Annotated in this window: 14 protein-coding genes; 7 read left to right on the top strand and 7 right to left on the bottom strand. The window is 29.3% G+C overall.

Annotation, left to right across the window (positions count from 1 at the left end; genetic code table 4):
* Positions 1 to 60: 60 nt before the first annotated feature.
* Entirely contained in the window at positions 61 to 1476 is a 1416-nt protein-coding gene (locus MBVG596_RS01385; protein WP_096386005.1) for an MnuA family membrane nuclease, read from the top strand.
* 57 nt (positions 1477 to 1533) lie between these two features.
* Here MBVG596_RS01385 and MBVG596_RS01380 read toward each other — a convergent pair whose 3' ends face one another.
* Genes MBVG596_RS01380 through MBVG596_RS01360 form a run of 5 tightly spaced genes read right to left on the bottom strand, consistent with a single transcriptional unit; the run spans position 1534 to position 6175 of the window.
* Positions 1534 to 2046 (bottom strand): adenine phosphoribosyltransferase, encoded by a 513-nt coding sequence (locus tag MBVG596_RS01380; protein WP_004420051.1) that lies wholly within the window; start codon positions 2044 to 2046, stop codon positions 1534 to 1536.
* 8 nt (positions 2047 to 2054) lie between these two features.
* On the bottom strand, positions 2055 to 3860 hold the full coding sequence (gene infB, locus MBVG596_RS01375) for a translation initiation factor IF-2 (protein WP_096386000.1): 1806 nt from the start codon (positions 3858 to 3860) through the stop codon (positions 2055 to 2057).
* The gene (locus MBVG596_RS01370) at positions 3839 to 4126 is read right to left on the bottom strand and encodes a YlxR family protein (RefSeq protein ID WP_096385996.1); all 288 of its coding nucleotides are present in this window, start codon (positions 4124 to 4126) and stop codon (positions 3839 to 3841) included. Before MBVG596_RS01370 ends, infB begins: the two co-directional genes overlap by 22 nt.
* Positions 4127 to 4129: 3 nt before the next feature.
* Positions 4130 to 5737 carry a transcription termination/antitermination protein NusA gene (locus MBVG596_RS01365; RefSeq protein ID WP_096385991.1) on the bottom strand — a complete coding sequence of 536 codons (1608 nt, stop codon included), beginning with the start codon at positions 5735 to 5737 and terminating at the stop codon, positions 4130 to 4132.
* Between the two features lie 9 nt (positions 5738 to 5746).
* Entirely contained in the window at positions 5747 to 6175 is a 429-nt protein-coding gene (locus MBVG596_RS01360) for a hypothetical protein (protein ID WP_096385986.1), read from the bottom strand.
* A 320-nt stretch (positions 6176 to 6495) separates the two neighbouring features.
* Between MBVG596_RS01360 and rpsT the strand changes: the two genes are divergently transcribed.
* Complete coding sequence (gene rpsT / locus MBVG596_RS01355) at positions 6496 to 6765, top strand: 30S ribosomal protein S20 (RefSeq protein ID WP_004420037.1); 270 nt, start codon at positions 6496 to 6498, stop codon at positions 6763 to 6765.
* Positions 6766 to 7241: 476 nt separating this feature from the next.
* On the opposite strand, the gene MBVG596_RS01350 is transcribed toward rpsT, so the two are convergent.
* Both MBVG596_RS01350 and MBVG596_RS01345 read right to left on the bottom strand, forming a co-directional pair.
* Complete coding sequence (locus MBVG596_RS01350) at positions 7242 to 8228, bottom strand: alpha-ketoacid dehydrogenase subunit beta (RefSeq protein WP_096385981.1); 987 nt, start codon at positions 8226 to 8228, stop codon at positions 7242 to 7244.
* 21 nt (positions 8229 to 8249) lie between these two features.
* On the bottom strand, positions 8250 to 9332 hold the full coding sequence (locus MBVG596_RS01345) for a thiamine pyrophosphate-dependent enzyme (RefSeq protein WP_096385976.1): 1083 nt from the start codon (positions 9330 to 9332) through the stop codon (positions 8250 to 8252).
* Between the two features lie 345 nt (positions 9333 to 9677).
* Here MBVG596_RS01345 and MBVG596_RS01340 point away from each other — a divergent pair, with 345 nt between their 5' ends.
* The 5 genes from MBVG596_RS01340 (at position 9678) to MBVG596_RS01320 (ending at position 15666) form a co-directional block, all read left to right on the top strand.
* Complete coding sequence (locus MBVG596_RS01340; protein ID WP_096385971.1) at positions 9678 to 10589, top strand: DegV family protein; 912 nt, start codon at positions 9678 to 9680, stop codon at positions 10587 to 10589.
* Between the two features lie 116 nt (positions 10590 to 10705).
* The gene (locus MBVG596_RS01335; protein ID WP_096385966.1) at positions 10706 to 11917 is read left to right on the top strand and encodes an ABC transporter ATP-binding protein; all 1212 of its coding nucleotides are present in this window, start codon (positions 10706 to 10708) and stop codon (positions 11915 to 11917) included.
* 214 nt (positions 11918 to 12131) lie between these two features.
* On the top strand, positions 12132 to 12866 hold the full coding sequence (locus tag MBVG596_RS01330; protein ID WP_318024759.1) for a hypothetical protein: 735 nt from the start codon (positions 12132 to 12134) through the stop codon (positions 12864 to 12866).
* Positions 12856 to 13662, top strand: coding sequence for a carbohydrate ABC transporter permease (locus tag MBVG596_RS01325; RefSeq protein WP_096385957.1), 807 nt, complete (start codon positions 12856 to 12858; stop codon positions 13660 to 13662). The genes MBVG596_RS01330 and MBVG596_RS01325 overlap by 11 nt, the downstream gene beginning before the upstream one ends.
* 195 nt (positions 13663 to 13857) lie before the next feature.
* Positions 13858 to 15666, top strand: coding sequence for a P68 family surface lipoprotein (locus MBVG596_RS01320; protein WP_096385953.1), 1809 nt, complete (start codon positions 13858 to 13860; stop codon positions 15664 to 15666).
* Positions 15667 to 15679 lie beyond the last annotated feature (13 nt).

The following is a 15679-nucleotide window of genomic DNA, read 5'->3' as shown; positions in this document are numbered from 1 at the left end:
TCATTAGTTCAAATATGGAACATCCCACATTATATTCATATATAGTTGTAGAATTAAATTATGAAAAAAATTAAGATAATACTTTTAAGTTCAATATCGACAATAGCAACACCTATTTTTATGTCTAGTTCTTGTGCAACTAGTAAAGAAAATAATAAAGTAGCAAACACCAATAATCAGAATGAAGATGCAAATGTTAATTCTGAAGGCAATGTTGAAATTGATTCACAAAACTCAAATGACACAAATCAACCAACAATGCCTGATTTGCGAGCTGGTAGACCAAGATATAATAGAAATCACCCTCGTAGATCTAAAAGATTAAAAGATAAAAATCAGAATCAAGAAACTCATTCAAAAAGCAAAAAAACTAATTCAAAAAAGAAAACTAAAAAACAAGAAAATAAAGCAAATTCAACAACTGGAAATGGCAAAATAGACTCAAAAAACGATTCAAAAAGTCAAAATATTTCTAATAAACACAAATTAAGAATTGCATCTTGAAATTTAAAAAATTTTGGCGATTCATCATTAAAAACACCTAAGGCAAAAGCCATATCTTCAATTATATATAAACAAGGTTATGATGTTGTTGGCTTGACAGAACTTGATTCAAATAGACCAGTTAAAAGCATTATCGATTTACTAAACGAACTTGAATCAAAACTAGGTACAAATAATGTATGAAAATCAATTGTATCGGACGAGTATAATGCTGCAAAAGGGTATAAGAGTCAAGCTGATAAATATGCCGCATACATTTATAAGTCAAATATTGTTGAACCATTAGTTTTAAAAAATGGTAAGCGGAGCGCAACATATGATAATAGCAATTTTGAAAATAAATTTAGAGGCACTGTAAATAATTACAATAGACCTCCATTCTTGGTTCAATTTAGATTAAGAATTCCAGAATATAAAAAAGTAAACTTTTCATATTTGCTAGCTCATTTTGATGGCCCCGGACAAAATAAACATAATCATGAGCCTAAATACCAACGCAAAAATGGCGCTCACGAAATGAATGAAGCTTGAAATATTAAAAATGTGTTTGAATGAGCGAAAAAATTAAATAATGGGGATGATGATTTAATTTTTCAAGGCGATACAAATATTTCACTTGGTAATGAAAAGGATGCATTTGGCTGGATTGGTAGTTCAGCTCAAATGCCACTAAAAGAAATTGAGCAAAATAAATCATCATTATCTCAAAGAATCAACTCATACTCGCAAACTTTTGACAAAATTGTTCATCAATCTAATCTAAAACACGAGAATGCAAAAGTGTATAAATTATATGATTTTGTAAATGATGGTTCATATATGTTTGAAAATATTTCATCACTTGATGAATGAGTATCATATTATAGTCAATATAAAAGATATAAGACTGCGTACAATTACATATACTCGGGTGTATCTGACCATTGCCCAATTAGCTATGATCTTATTTTAGATGCCAATGATCCAAAATAAAAAACTCGCGCACGAGTTTTTTTGTTTTCAACAGTAAAATGAATCAATTAGTAAATTTTAAACAGTAACTAATGAATGAATTTCAATGTCTGACTTTGCGAATCTTCCGCGACCATTAAGGTCTTTTAATTCAAGAAGTAGAATTATTTTTTTAACAATTGCTCCTTGTTCTTCAAGTAGTTTAACTATTGCTTCGGTTGTGCCGCCAGTTGCTAAAACATCATCAATAATTGCTACTTTTTGTCCTTTTTTAATAAAGCCGTCTTGAATTTGTAGAACATTATTGCCATATTCTAAATCATAGTTTTTACTGATAACTTTTCCAGGTAATTTACCTGGTTTTCTAACCATTATAAAAGGTTTTTTTAATACTGCGGCAGTGGGAGTCCCGAATAAAAAACCTCTAGCATCTGGGCCCACAATAACATCGCAATCTGATGCTAATACTGCCATTTGTTCAATTGTATAATGAAGCGCTTCGCCATTTGCTAATAAAGGACTAATATCTTTAAAAATTATGCCTTTTTTAGGGAAATTATGTACATCACGAATATATTTATTTAAATCCATTTACACCTCTAAATATTTACTGCAACATCTTCAAAAAATTCAACAATGTCGTCTTCATTAAAGTCATTAAATTTCTTGATAGTCATACCGAAGTCTTTACCTTTTTCAACTTCTTTAACGTCATTTATGTCACGTCTTAGTGATTCAACTAATCCTTCATGAATCAATTTACGTTTTCTAAATACTTTAACTTTGCAACCAAGTTTTACAACACCCTCATCAAGCATAGTTCCAGCAATTGTACCAACTTTTGAGAAGTAGAAAGTTTTGATAACGTGGCCAGAACCAATCTTTTTCTCTTCGTAAACGATTGCTTTTTCACCGTCTAGTAATGATTGCATGTCTTCAATAACTTTGAAAACAACGTCATAGTAAGCAATTTTAACATTTGCTTGTTTTGCGCTTTGTTTTATGTTTGTGTTTGCCTTAATTCTGAATGTAATTATTATGGCGTTTGAGGCCTGAGCTAAAAGTAAATCAGAGTTAGTAACTTCACCAGTTTGGGCGCCAATAACTTTAATTACAGCATCATCATTGCACATGCCATCTAAACTTGATTTTAGTGCTTCAGAAGTACCTTGAACATCTGAACGAATAATTACATTAAGGATTTTTTTGCTTTCTTCATTTGCCATTGCTTGAGATTTGGCGAATAAATCTTGTTTTTTGTCCATTTGTTGTTTTTCTAGAGCAATTTTTTTAGCATATTTTTCATCATCAAATGAAATAAATCTATCACCAGCCAGTGGTGAGGTATTTAAACCTGAAACCACAACCGGCATTCCTGGGATAGCATTTTCAATAACTTTGCCAGTGGTTGTTTTTAGCATCTTGATTCTACCAAATGAAGAACCAGCAACAACAAAATCGCCTTTGTAAAGAGTTCCGTTTGTAATTAGTAATGTAGCAACAACTCCAACTCCTTTGTCAGCTCTCGATTCAATAACGATACCTGATGAATAACGATTTGGGTTAGCTTTTAAATCCATTAAATCTGAAAAAGCAATAATATTATCTAAAAGTAAGTCAATTCCTTCACCGGTTTTAGCAGAACCATAAACGGTAATAACATCGCCGCCATATTCTTCAACAATAACATCGTTTTCAGCTAATTCTCTTTTAACTTTTTCAACATCCACATTTGGTTTATCCATTTTATTAACAAAAACAATTATTGGTGCATTTGCGGCTTTAGCATGTAAAATTGCTTCTTTGGTTTGAGGTTTAACTCCATCATCGGCAGCAACGACTAAAATAACAATATCAGTAACTTGAGCACCGCGAGAACGCATTTCGGTAAATACTTCATGTCCAGGTGTGTCAATAAAAGTAATTGTTCCTTTTTCGTTTGATACTTGGTAAGCTCCAACGTGTTGGGTTATACCGCTTGACTCAGTTTCGGCTACCTTAGTTTTTCTAATAAAGTCTAATAAGGTAGTTTTCCCATGGTCAACATGTCCCATAATTGTTATTACTGGAGGGCGTTTTTTAAGTGAAGATTCGTCATCTTCAAACTCAACTCTGTTTAAAAAGTTTGATGCATCAACATTTTGTTCTTTTTTAAAGTCCAAATTATGTTCCATACACACTTCAGCTATTTCTTCTTCGTCAAGCATATGGTTAATTTGGTATAGTTTACCTTTCATCATGAATGATTTAATTAAATCATTCGGGTTTACACTTATTTTTTTAGCAAATTCACCTAGCGGTAGTGAATTTGTGAAAATAAATACACCATTTTTAACTTCTGTTTTGATACTTTTTAATTGAGATTCAACATCGCGTTGATTGCTTATTCTACTTTTTTTAGACATTGTGCCTCCCTTAGTTCTTTTTCAATGTTGGCATATATTTCTTTTGAAATATTGGTTCTAAAAGCTCTGTTTAAGCCCTTGGTTTTTGTTATTTGTTGCCAATTTTCTTCGTTACATTCAAAGTAGCAACCACGACCCTTTAATTCATTTTTTAGGTCAAGAGTAATGTGATTTTGTGGTTTGTCAAAATTAACTCTTACTAGTTTTTCTGTTGGTAAAATTTTACCAGTTACAATACATTTTCTATTGGTTTGGGTTTTTTGCATTAGTTATTCTCAGTCTTCATCGACATCAAAATCACTTATATCAAAATCATCTAATCCAAAGCTTGATAAATCATCATCAACTTTGAATTTTTCAATTGCTTCTTTAACTTTTTTGTAGTCTTCAACATCTATTTTTGCAGCTGCTTTTTTGTCGTTTTCTTTTTCAAATTCTTTAGATATGTCGTCAATAGTAATGTTTTCTTCTTTTGGTTTTGATTCGCTATTGTGTTTTTTGAATAATTCTTCAAAGTCTAAATCAAATTCTGATGTATCTATATCTTTGAATTCATGCTCTTGGAAGTTTTGTACATCAGAATCAAATGAGTCAGCTGAAACAGTGATTTTATCTATATCAAATAAAGGTTTTGAATATGTTCTTGGTGGTCTTTGTTTGAAAAGTGGTTTAACTTGTTCATCAGGCATTTTTGTAAATTCAATTTTTTGCTCTTTTGCCTTATCTTCAGTTATTAAATCAATATTTAAGCCAGTTAAACTTGACGCAAGAGAAACATTAACCCCTCTTCGACCAATTGCTGGAGTTAGATTATCTTTTGCTACGATGACTCAATATGAATCTTGGCGCGCATTAGCATCAAATTTGTTTTTAGCAACAACATCAATAATTTTTGCTGGCGACATAGCATTTCTAATATATTTTTGTGGGTCACTTTCAAATATTATTGCATCGATTTTTTCACCAATTATTTTATTAAGCCCCATGATTCTTTGGCCAGATGGTCCAATTATCGCACCGAAAATATCAAAATTTTCAGGTGCGAACTTACCAAGTTTGAATGATACTTTAGTTCTTTCGCCAGGTTGACGAACAACATTTACAATTTCAATAATTCCGTCATTAATTTCAGGGATATTACGTTTTAATGCTTCTTCAACATTCTCTTTTGAATCAACAGAAACTTGAACTTGACTTAGTTTTGCTTCTTCTTCAACTTTATAAACGGTTGCTCAATCGTATTGGCCAACTTTAATGTTTTTCTTAGAACTTATTAAAGAAGATGGCAAGTATGCTGGTGTTAATGTGTTTTTATCATCAATAATTTGAACATTTCATGAACCGTCTGAGTTTTTTGCATTGAATTGAATATGAACTCTTTCGCCAATTCTATTTTTAAATGTTTCGTAAACTTTTTGTTTTCTCAGATTTGACATTCCTTGTTGAATCGATGAGTGAATAGTTTTAAGTAAGGATTGGAATTTTGTGTTTTTTAGTGCAAAATTCAGTTTTGTTAAGTCAAGTTCTTTTTCAAAAACATCATCCAGTGAAATATTTTTGTCAATAGCTTTAGCATCAGAAAGTGAGATGTATGAAGTGTGCATCAATAATGCTTCATTTTCTGATGCATTTGCATATTCGTTTGCTTCTTCATCGCTTATAACAATCATTGATTTAATGATTGGCGATAATGTTTCTGAATTATCGTCTAATTTGTACTCAACAACAACTTCTGGGTCAATTTTTGAAAGAATTTTGGTTGTTTCTTCACTAAAAACTTTGATAATGTCGTTTATGTTCAATCCCTGTTTTTTTTCAAATGATTTTACTATTTCATAAAACGCGTGTGGAATTGAATTTTCAATAGGTTTAGTCATTTTTACTCCTTAAAATTTGATGTATTTATTAATTGAAAAAATGTTATCTTTTTGAAGTTTTATTTTTCTTATATTTCCTCTTTGATTTCATTTTATTAAAAGATATTCATCATGAACTTCTAGTAGTTTCGCAATATATTTATCAACTTTGTTTTCGTTTTTATTTAGTTTTATCTCTAAATCTTCATTGATAAATTCATTGATGTTTTGCAAATCAATTGTTAAATCAGTCCCGGGTGAATGAATTAAAATTGAATCAAAACGCGAAATATCTTGTGTTTCAAGTCATAAATTTATTTTTCTTGATAAAGTTTCTAAATTTTCCATATCTCTATGTTTTACAGTGATATCCAGCGCAAACATGCCATCAATATGAGCCTCATTTGCTTGAATAATTTCATTTGGAAATTCCTTATTTAATGATTCAAATCAATTCATTTTTCTCCTTAAAAATAACAAAGAGTTGCGGGGAAGCAACTCAATGGTATTTGACTTGTGCTTTTATTATAGCACAATAAAGTGTTAATCTAAATTTTTGTTTTAGCGGCTCAGCACCAAAAAAATGATTGAAATTATGTACATAAAATACAAATTTTTTTCAAAAGCAATTTAATATATTTATTTAATAAATATTTTTCTTTAGAAATATCTTAAAATAAACAAAATCATTTATTTGTAAAAAAATTTTTTTAGATTATAATAAATAAGATTTTTTCAACTAGTTATCTAGTTTTAACAATGAAAAAAGGAGGCTTATTATGGCAAATATTAAATCAAAAATTAAACACATTGCTAAATCTGAAGAAAACAGATTAAGAAATAATGCAATGAAAACGAGAATTCGTAAAGCGATTAGAGCAGCTAGAGAAGCAGTTTTAGCTAAGGCTGAAAATGCAAAAGAATTAGTACAAAAAGCTCACTCAATTATTGCTACAGCAGTTCAAAAAGGTGTTTTCCACCCAAATAAAGGTGCTAGAAAATCATCTCGTTTGGATTTATTTGTAAACGCACAAACAAAAGCTGAATAAGTTTCTACATTTAAGCAGTAAATTACTGCTTTTTTTATTCAAACTTTTATTATAGATTGAAATTTTTGTTTAAAATTTCGCAAAAAATAAAATAATGATTTTAAAAAATATTAGTTAATCAATAAAATAAATATAAATTGATGTTATTTGCTAAAAGATAGTTTTCAAATTTAAATCTTGTAATTAGAATAAATAAAAGCGTTAAGGATTAACAAGTGAGTGGAATCATATATAAAGCACAATGCTTTGATTACAGCATTCATTAATTATCTAAAATTGTTATTTAGTTTCATATCTAGCACATTAATATTTAAATTTCTGTATGCGTAAGTGTTTATACTTTTGCATGTATTTTATAATGCCTTTATCTTTCCTTATTTTTCTTTTTCAATGTTTTTTCAATATTAAACGTATTAATTGAATTAAATTATTGCAATTAAAAAACAAGCCCAAAAGGCTTGCTTGATGAATTTAAATTATCCAAGAATTTCTTTAATTACAGTAGCAATTTTGTCTTTGTTTACCATAAATTTGCTTTCTAGAGCTGGTAAAGGTACTGTAACGTCAGGTGCGTTTAGACGAACCGGTGCTGCCACTAGGTGGTCAAATGCTTTTTCGTTTACACGAGTAATAACTTCAGCTGCAACTGAACCTGATTGAACTGCTTCTGAAACTACTAATAGACGACCTGTTTTCTTAACTGATTTGATAATTGTTTCAGTATCGATTGGTTTGATTGTTCTCAAGTCAATAACTTCGATTGAGTAATCTTTTCCTTCTTCAGCTAATGATTTTAGAGCGTTAATTGTTTCGTGAACCATGTGTCCGTATGTAACAACAGTTAAGTCGTCACCTTCAATTTTCACATCAGCTTTACCAATTGGAAGTGTATAGTAACCAGCTGGAATTTCTTGTTTGAATGAACGATAGTCGTGTTTGTGTTCTAGGAATACTACTGGGTCATTGTCTTCAATAGCTGCAATCAATAGACCTTTTGAGTCATAAGGAGTTGATGGCATAACTACTTTAATACCTGGTATGTGTGCGAATAATGCTTCTAGTGATTCTGAGTGGTGTTCTAGAGCTCTAACCCCACCACCACAAGGCATTCTTAATACTAGAGGTGCAAATAATTTTCCACGTGATCTGTTTCTAATACGCGCTGCGTTACCAAATAATTGAGCTAGACCATAGAAAATAAATCCTGAGAATTGAATTTCAGCAACTGGTCTTAATCCAGCAACAGCTGAACCAATTGCAGAACCAACGATAGCTGATTCTGAAATTGGAGCATCAAATACTCTTTCTACACCATATTTAGCTTGTAAACCTTGTGTAGCGCGGAAAACACCACCTTCAAAACCAGCATCTTGACCATAAACAATAACTGATTTGTCTTTTTCCATCATAACGTCTAAGGCGTTTGTGATGGCTGCTATATTATTTACTTTAATTGTTTCCATATTTTTCTCCTTTATTGTTTATTATTCGAATCTTCTGTTAACTTCTCTTTGTTCGATTAGTTCTTCAGGTAGAGTTTCGTATGTGTATTTGTAAATGTCGTCAAAGCCTTCTGAAGCCATTGTTTCTGTTGATTTTTCGTAAGCCACTTTAGCGTCTTCTGTGCCTTCTTCGAAGAATTTATTTTTTTCTTCTTCAGTAACAATTCCATTGTCAAATAGGTATTTTTCAATACGGTGGAATGGTTCTCATTTTTCGTGTTCGATTTCTTCTTCTCTTGTACGGTATACACGTGGGTCATCACTTGTAGTGTGTTGTCCTTGACGTCATGTAACCATTTCAATTAGAACTGGACCGTTTCCTTCACGAGCAAATTCAGCAGCTTCTTTTAATGTTTCATAAGCAGCTAGTAGGTCGTTACCGTCAACACGTAATGAAGGGATATCGTATGATAGACCTCTTTGTGATAGAGTTTTAACTTTGTAACTATTGTGTTCAGGAACTGAGATAGCTCATCTGTTGTTTGCAATAACAACAACAACAGGTAGGTTAAACAATGAAGCTCAGTTTAAACCTTCATGGAATTCACCTTCGTTTGTTCCACCATTACCAATAATTGTAAAGGCAACATTTCCTTTTCCTTGAACTTTTAGAGCTTTACCAACACCAGCAGCTTGTGAAATTTGTGAAGCAATGATAACTTGAAGTGGAGTTGTATTTGATTTAAGTTTTGAACCTAATTCAGAACCTCTTCAGTATAGGTAAATTGATTCCATTGATTCACCACGAGCTAGCAATGCAGCTAAAACACGGTAGTGAGGAATGAATCAGTCTTCTTTTTTCATTACAAAACCTAGAGCGGTTAAGAATGCTTCTTCACCAAGTGCAGGAGCAAATGTTCCAAGACGTCCTGTTCTTTGTAGTGTTAATGCGTAGGTGTCTCAAGCACGAGCTTTGATCATATTGTGGTACATGTCTTTTAGCTCTTCTTTTGAAGCAGTTGTTTTGAATGATTTGTCAATTAGATCACCATTAATATCTAAGAAACGAATCATTGTTTCTGGGCAGTTCATCACTTTGCCCGGTTCGATGAATTTGTATTTCATTTGGAATTCCTTTCATTGAATAATTTGCGTATTTTTGATACGTAATTATTATAAAGCAATAACTAAGGTATATAAAAATATTTTCACATTGTCTTAAAAAAACAATTAAATGCATTTTTGCCCCATTTAAGGCCAGTTTATTTAGTTTTTCATTTATTAACTTTAAAAAAATGACTTTTAAAATTTGAAGCATAAAAATAATTTTAAAAAATAATGGAATTGATTTCATTTTGCAACAAAACTTTATTAATTAAATTAAGTATTTTGATTATGTGCAAATGGAATGAAACCATGCATAAATCATTTCGATTTTAAAATAATAAAAATTATTGTAATATTAATAATATGAAATATGCAATAGTTATAGACTCTTCTTGTGGTTTAACTCAAGAGCAAGCCCATAAATTAGGCTGACATTTTTTACCGCTACATATCAATATCGAAGGCAAGGAATACAAAGATGGTGTTGATATTACTCCTGAAAATTTATTCAATTTTTATAATAAAAACTCAAAAGCTAAAACATCAGCAGTTAATTTAGGTTATGCAGAAGAATTGTTCAGTAAACTTTCAAAAGATTATGACAGAATTATTGTATATCCAATATCAAAACATCTTTCTGCTAGTTGTGCTTCATTGACAACATTGGCTAAAGATTTTGAAAAAGTAAGAGTTGTAAATTCAATTCAAGTTTTACAAATGATTTTGATTGATTTAGTTTGATTTGAACATCAAATGTCAATTGATTCTTCAAGATTAGATGAGTATATTGATATTTTAGAAAAAGATAATTTATGACATCGAAAATCAATTTCATTGATTCCTAAATTTAATAGTTATTTAGTTAAAGGTGGGCGTTTGCATCCGGCTGCTGCGGCCGTTGCTAAATTACTAAAAATTGTGCCAATTATTTGTTGAAAAGATGGTCAACTATTAAAAGAAGCAGTTGGTAGAACTTTTTCCAAAACAGTTCTAAAAGCAATTGATTTGAAAAAAGAGATCTTACCAATTGAAAAAGGTAAAGAATTATATGTTATGTCATTAGATTCTCATTCAGATATTGCTGAACGAGATGATTTGTTGAATAATATATTCGAGAAATTTGGTATTCATTCGATTCATGGCTTAATAGCGCCAGTAGTTGGAATTCACACTGGTCCAGAAGCTTTAGCAATTCTTGTGTACGAGATGGAACCAGCAGTTGCACAAAAGTGCCGTGAATTCTTTAAAAATCTTGGATATATTTCAAAACAATAAGTTAAATGATTAATTGTTGCGAAAAAAACTCATATCAAAACACATCAAGCAATAAATCTTGGTGTGTTTTAATATTGAAGAATTGGAAAATATTTTATTGTTTATAATTTCACATTATGACGAAAATAGGTTCGAATAGTAAAAATGTGCTAGTTAGCATTGAAAATTTAAAGTTTAAGTACAATAAAAAATCTACTAATTATGATTTAGAAATTCCAAATTTAGAAATTGAAGAGGGTAAAATTATTTCTTTATTAGGTCCTTCTGGGAGCGGGAAGACTACATTATTTAATATTCTGTTGGGTTTCTTAAAACCTGAAAATGGGAAGATTTCAATCAAAAATAATTTAAAAACACATGAAATTGCATATATCATGCAAGAAAATTCAATTTATGAAAATGTTTCTGTTTTTAATAATATTTTTTTAAGTGCAAAAAATAATAGAAATTGAATAGATTCATCTAGAATTGAATTCTTAGGTGAATTTTCAGATATTAAAAATTATCAAAAAATAAGTAAATATTTTGATGAATATGTAGCTTTTTCAAAAGAAAAGGAAAAAAATGATTGAAAGATAAAATTTGCTTATTTTAAACTTTGATTTGCTATTTTGTTTTCGAAAAAAATTAGAAAAAAATGAACTCTGCTTAAAAACTTGTCACTCAAAAAATTATTTAAAAAAGAGTTGGATACTCTCGCTAAAAAATTAGAAATAGATCATTTAATTAATAAAAATGTTGACGAACTTTCTGGGGGACAAAAGCAGCGAGTGGCATTTGCAAAAGGAATAGTTAAAAGAACAAACTTTGTGTTGATGGATGAGCCATTTTCTGCTCTTGATGCTAAAATCAAGGAATCAACAATAGATTGATTGCTAAAAATCAAAAATGAATTCAACTTAAGTATAATCATTGTTACTCACGACCAACAAGACGCTATGAAAATTAGTGATAAAATCATTCTTCTTTCCAATGGAAAAGTTCAACAATTTTCCACTGGTCAAGAAATGTATGAAAATCCAGCTAATTTATTTGTTGCAAAATTTATTGGTTCTCCTGAAATTAATTTTATAAAAGAAGAAGACAATAAATTATTCTACATTCGTCAAAATAAAATTAATGTTTCAATTGTCAAAGAAGGGAAATGAAAAATAATCAACAAAAAACATTTTGGCGATAAAGTTCAATATCAAATAGAATTTGAAAAAAATAATATTTGATCAATTATAAATGAAGATAATTTAAAAATCGGTGATTTTGTAGATATTGATTACTCAAAAAATGATGTTCTTATTTTTGATAAAAATGGAGAAAGAATAAATGAATAAGAAAATATCTAGAAAAGCATTAAATATTTTTCAAATATTTTTGCTTATATCTCCTTTGTTAATTTGCATATTACTTTTTAGTTTAGTTCCTATATTCTTAACACTGCAAAAATCATTCAAATATTTTCCCTATTCTCATACAAAATCAATATATACGTATAATTTTGGTAACTACAAAAACATATTTAACGATCCTCAATTTCATCATGCCATTTTGAATACAACAACGACAACATTTATTGGTTCGTTTAGTGCAATGTTATTTGCTTTAATGTTTGCCATTTTAATTGAACACGTTATTTCTAAAACTGCAAAAAGTGCCTTTTTAACATTGATTTATTCACAATTTTTTATTTCATCATTTGCCGTTGGTATTGCTTTTACAGTGTTTTTCGGAAGTAAAGGACTATTTTATAAACTACTTGGAACTGAGTATCATTTTACGTATGGCGAAAAACGTTTACCAATTTGAGTATATTACTCATTATTTCAATTTTGAAGAGCTTTGCCATTTAATTTAGTTTTGTTTGCTTCAGCAATTAATAGAGCGAACTCAAAATATTCAAAACTTATTAAAAATGATAAGTTAACATTATTCCAAAAAATTAAATTCATTTATTCAAATGAAATTGAAAGAGTCTTTTTTGTAATACTTTTTACTAATTTTATTTTTGCAACCTTATTGCTGCCTGACGCAATATTAGAAAGTTCCTTTGATGTAGATTTAAATCATGCTCACACTCTTACAAGTTATGCAATTAAGTATTCAGGTGGAGGCTCAAATCCTTCCCTTAAATATGAAAAAGGTTATGCTGCTGCATTTTTTAGCTTTATATACTTAGTTTTTTTGATGTTTATAATCCTGATTTTAAGACCTTCATTTATTAAAAAAATAATAAATTTTGTACAAAAATACAAAGCAAAATCTCGGAGAAAAAATGAGTGTTAAGGTTGTTATTAAAGAAATTTTAAAATATATTTTTATTGGACTTTTGGTTATTTTTGTTTTATTTCCAGTTTATTATTTACTGCTTTTTTCACTATTATCGTCAAATTCAATTAAGGATTCAAGCTATAACTTTATAATTCGCGAGTGAAATTGAAGTAATTTTGGAAAACTTTTTGACAAACAATTTTTTGATGCTTTATTTTATACATTCATTTTTGCTTCAACCTTAATTTTACTTCGTTTAATTACTTATTCATTGGCAATAGCAGGTCTTTTAAAAATGAAGCCATTGTTGCAAAAAAGCTTTCAATATTTCTTTTTGTTAATAAGTTTAGTGCCTGAATTTTCAATATTTTTAAGCTTGAAAATAACACTGAATGATTTGCGAATTTCTTCAATATTTTTTACAACTATAACTAACGCAATTTTTTCATTTTTTAGCTTTACTTATGTATTTAATTTAGCGAAAAGCACAGCGGATAAAAAGTCTAAACTAATCCTAAATGACAATTTGCGCTGATACCAAAAAATTATTTATGTATATTTACCAAAACTAAAATTAGCATATTTTTTAATGATAATTTTTACATTTATTTCAGTTTGAAATGATTATTTATGGCCAGTGTATATTTTGCAAGGAACAAACATTCAAAATATAACAATTTGATATAGAAACTTATATGTAACTTCAGGTGGGGCATTAATCAATATTCAAGCTGCGGGTGCTATTATATCTATAGTAATTCCCCTAACAATATATGGAATTTTTGCCAAAAAAATCAATAGATTTAATTAAAAAAATATATCCTAACAAACTATTTAAAGTAGTTCATGAGGATATATTTTATTTACTAAAACTGCATAAAATCGATTGAAAAGATATAAAACGTGAAAGATTTTCATATTTTGTTGCTAATTAGAGTTTGTAATTTCCATTTTGGAGTATAAATAATGGGTATAAGTAAAAATTATTATATTTGGAGATGGGAAAATGAAGAATACCAAAATATTGATTGCAGGAGCAATTATTGGTTCTGCCACACCTTTAATTGCTGCTGCTTGTGGAAGTAAACCAGTTGAAACAAGTGATTCAATTTTATTTAGTTTAGCACAAGGTGAAAACTGACCATTACCCACAGCACTAACTAAATTTATTGACTATTACAACAAAAATCAAAGCAATGTTAGGGGCTTTAAAAAAGTAAAAGCAAGTTTTGCTGATGAACATAAAATTTTTAGTGAATTTGGATTAATTAAAGATGTAAAAAATAAATTAGAAACAAATGAAACATCTAAAGTGCCAAACTTGATTTTAGGGGCACAATCAAGTGCCTACATCATCAATCAAGATAATAGACTTCTTGATGTAAGTGATGTTGGGGTGAATAAGGATCTATTTGAAAGCAATATTGCTAATTTACACTCAAAATTATCAGGACAAAGTGCTGATAAATTATACAATTTCCCTTTTGACAATGCTGATGTTGATTCAGTAGTTTATAACTTAGATTTAATGCGTATAATTTTTGAAAAAATTAAAGAAGGTGGCGGAACAGTTAAAGAAGATTTTGAACTTTATAAAAAAGCCCAAGAATCAAAAGATAAAGGTTCAAACGTTCCAAAAGAAAGTATTTTTAATGCATTAAAAGTTAAACAAGGTGCTTTTAAAGACTTTGAAGTCAATGAAGATACATTTAAATCAATCAAATCAATCAGAGAGTTTGCCAAAAAATTTGCTCAAGGTGTTGAATTAGAACAAGATAAAATCAATTCAAACACAATAAATGGCGAAGTTTTATCAATTGATTATCAAGTTGACACATTTTTCAAAGAACTTTATGGTGAAATTCCAGAAAATAAAGAACTTTATGAACTTGTTAAAACAAATGATAAAAATCAGCCAACAAAAATCAATTACAATTTAATTGATAATCAAGAAATTTTAGGCAAATTCAAAGAATTGTGAAAACAATACAATGAGTCAATTGTTAGTCTAAAAAAACAAAATGTTGGTGATAAAAATGAAACAAAAGCATTTCAATCTATAAAATATATGGCTAATAGTAATCTTGAATGAGGTTCATGAAACATAATGTTCTACAATAGTGCAATAAGTTTTGCAGCAAGTGTTGGAGCAAACCAAAATAGACAAACTCCTTGAGCAAATTACTATTTTGTTAATATAACAAAATTACAAACTCAAGAACGTTTCAATAAAAATGCTAAAGATGAAGATGTTTGAATGCAACCTCAAATAACTCTAACTAAACCAAGAGGTCGTCATTACTTTTTAGAGGGTGGCTCAAGTATTATTCCAGTTAAACACGGAGATGAAAAAGATAAAGCAACAAAATTATTTATTAAATGACTATATACGGGTAAAAATGATATTTTAAATCCAGGAGTTTTAGAAGACAACTGAAAAACATTTGCTAAAACATCTGGCTACATTATTCCACTAAAAAGTGTAGCTAATGAACAAAATTTAAAATTTATAAAAGATGAAATTACTAAACTAGAAGCGGTTGCTAAAGATAAAAATAGTGATGATAAAACCAAAAATGATGCAATAAGTGCTAAAAACTATTACACATCAGCTGCAATTTCACTTGAATCAATTCTTAAATTAAGTAAAACTGATAAAAAAGTTAAACCAATCGCCATGGTAACAGATGATATTACCGCAACAATTGCAACATCAATTGATAAAGCTTTATTTAACACAACAAAATATGAGAGTCCTGAACAAGTTGACGCAGAAAAAATTGCTCAAACTATTAAGTCAGCTAAAAATAACTAATATAAAAAACCTT

The organism is Mycoplasmopsis bovigenitalium, from assembly GCF_002356075.1.
Taxonomy (GTDB): Bacteria; Bacillota_I; Bacilli_A; order Mycoplasmatales; family Metamycoplasmataceae; genus Mycoplasmopsis; species Mycoplasmopsis bovigenitalium_A.
This window is presented reverse-complemented; position numbering and strand designations above follow the sequence as displayed.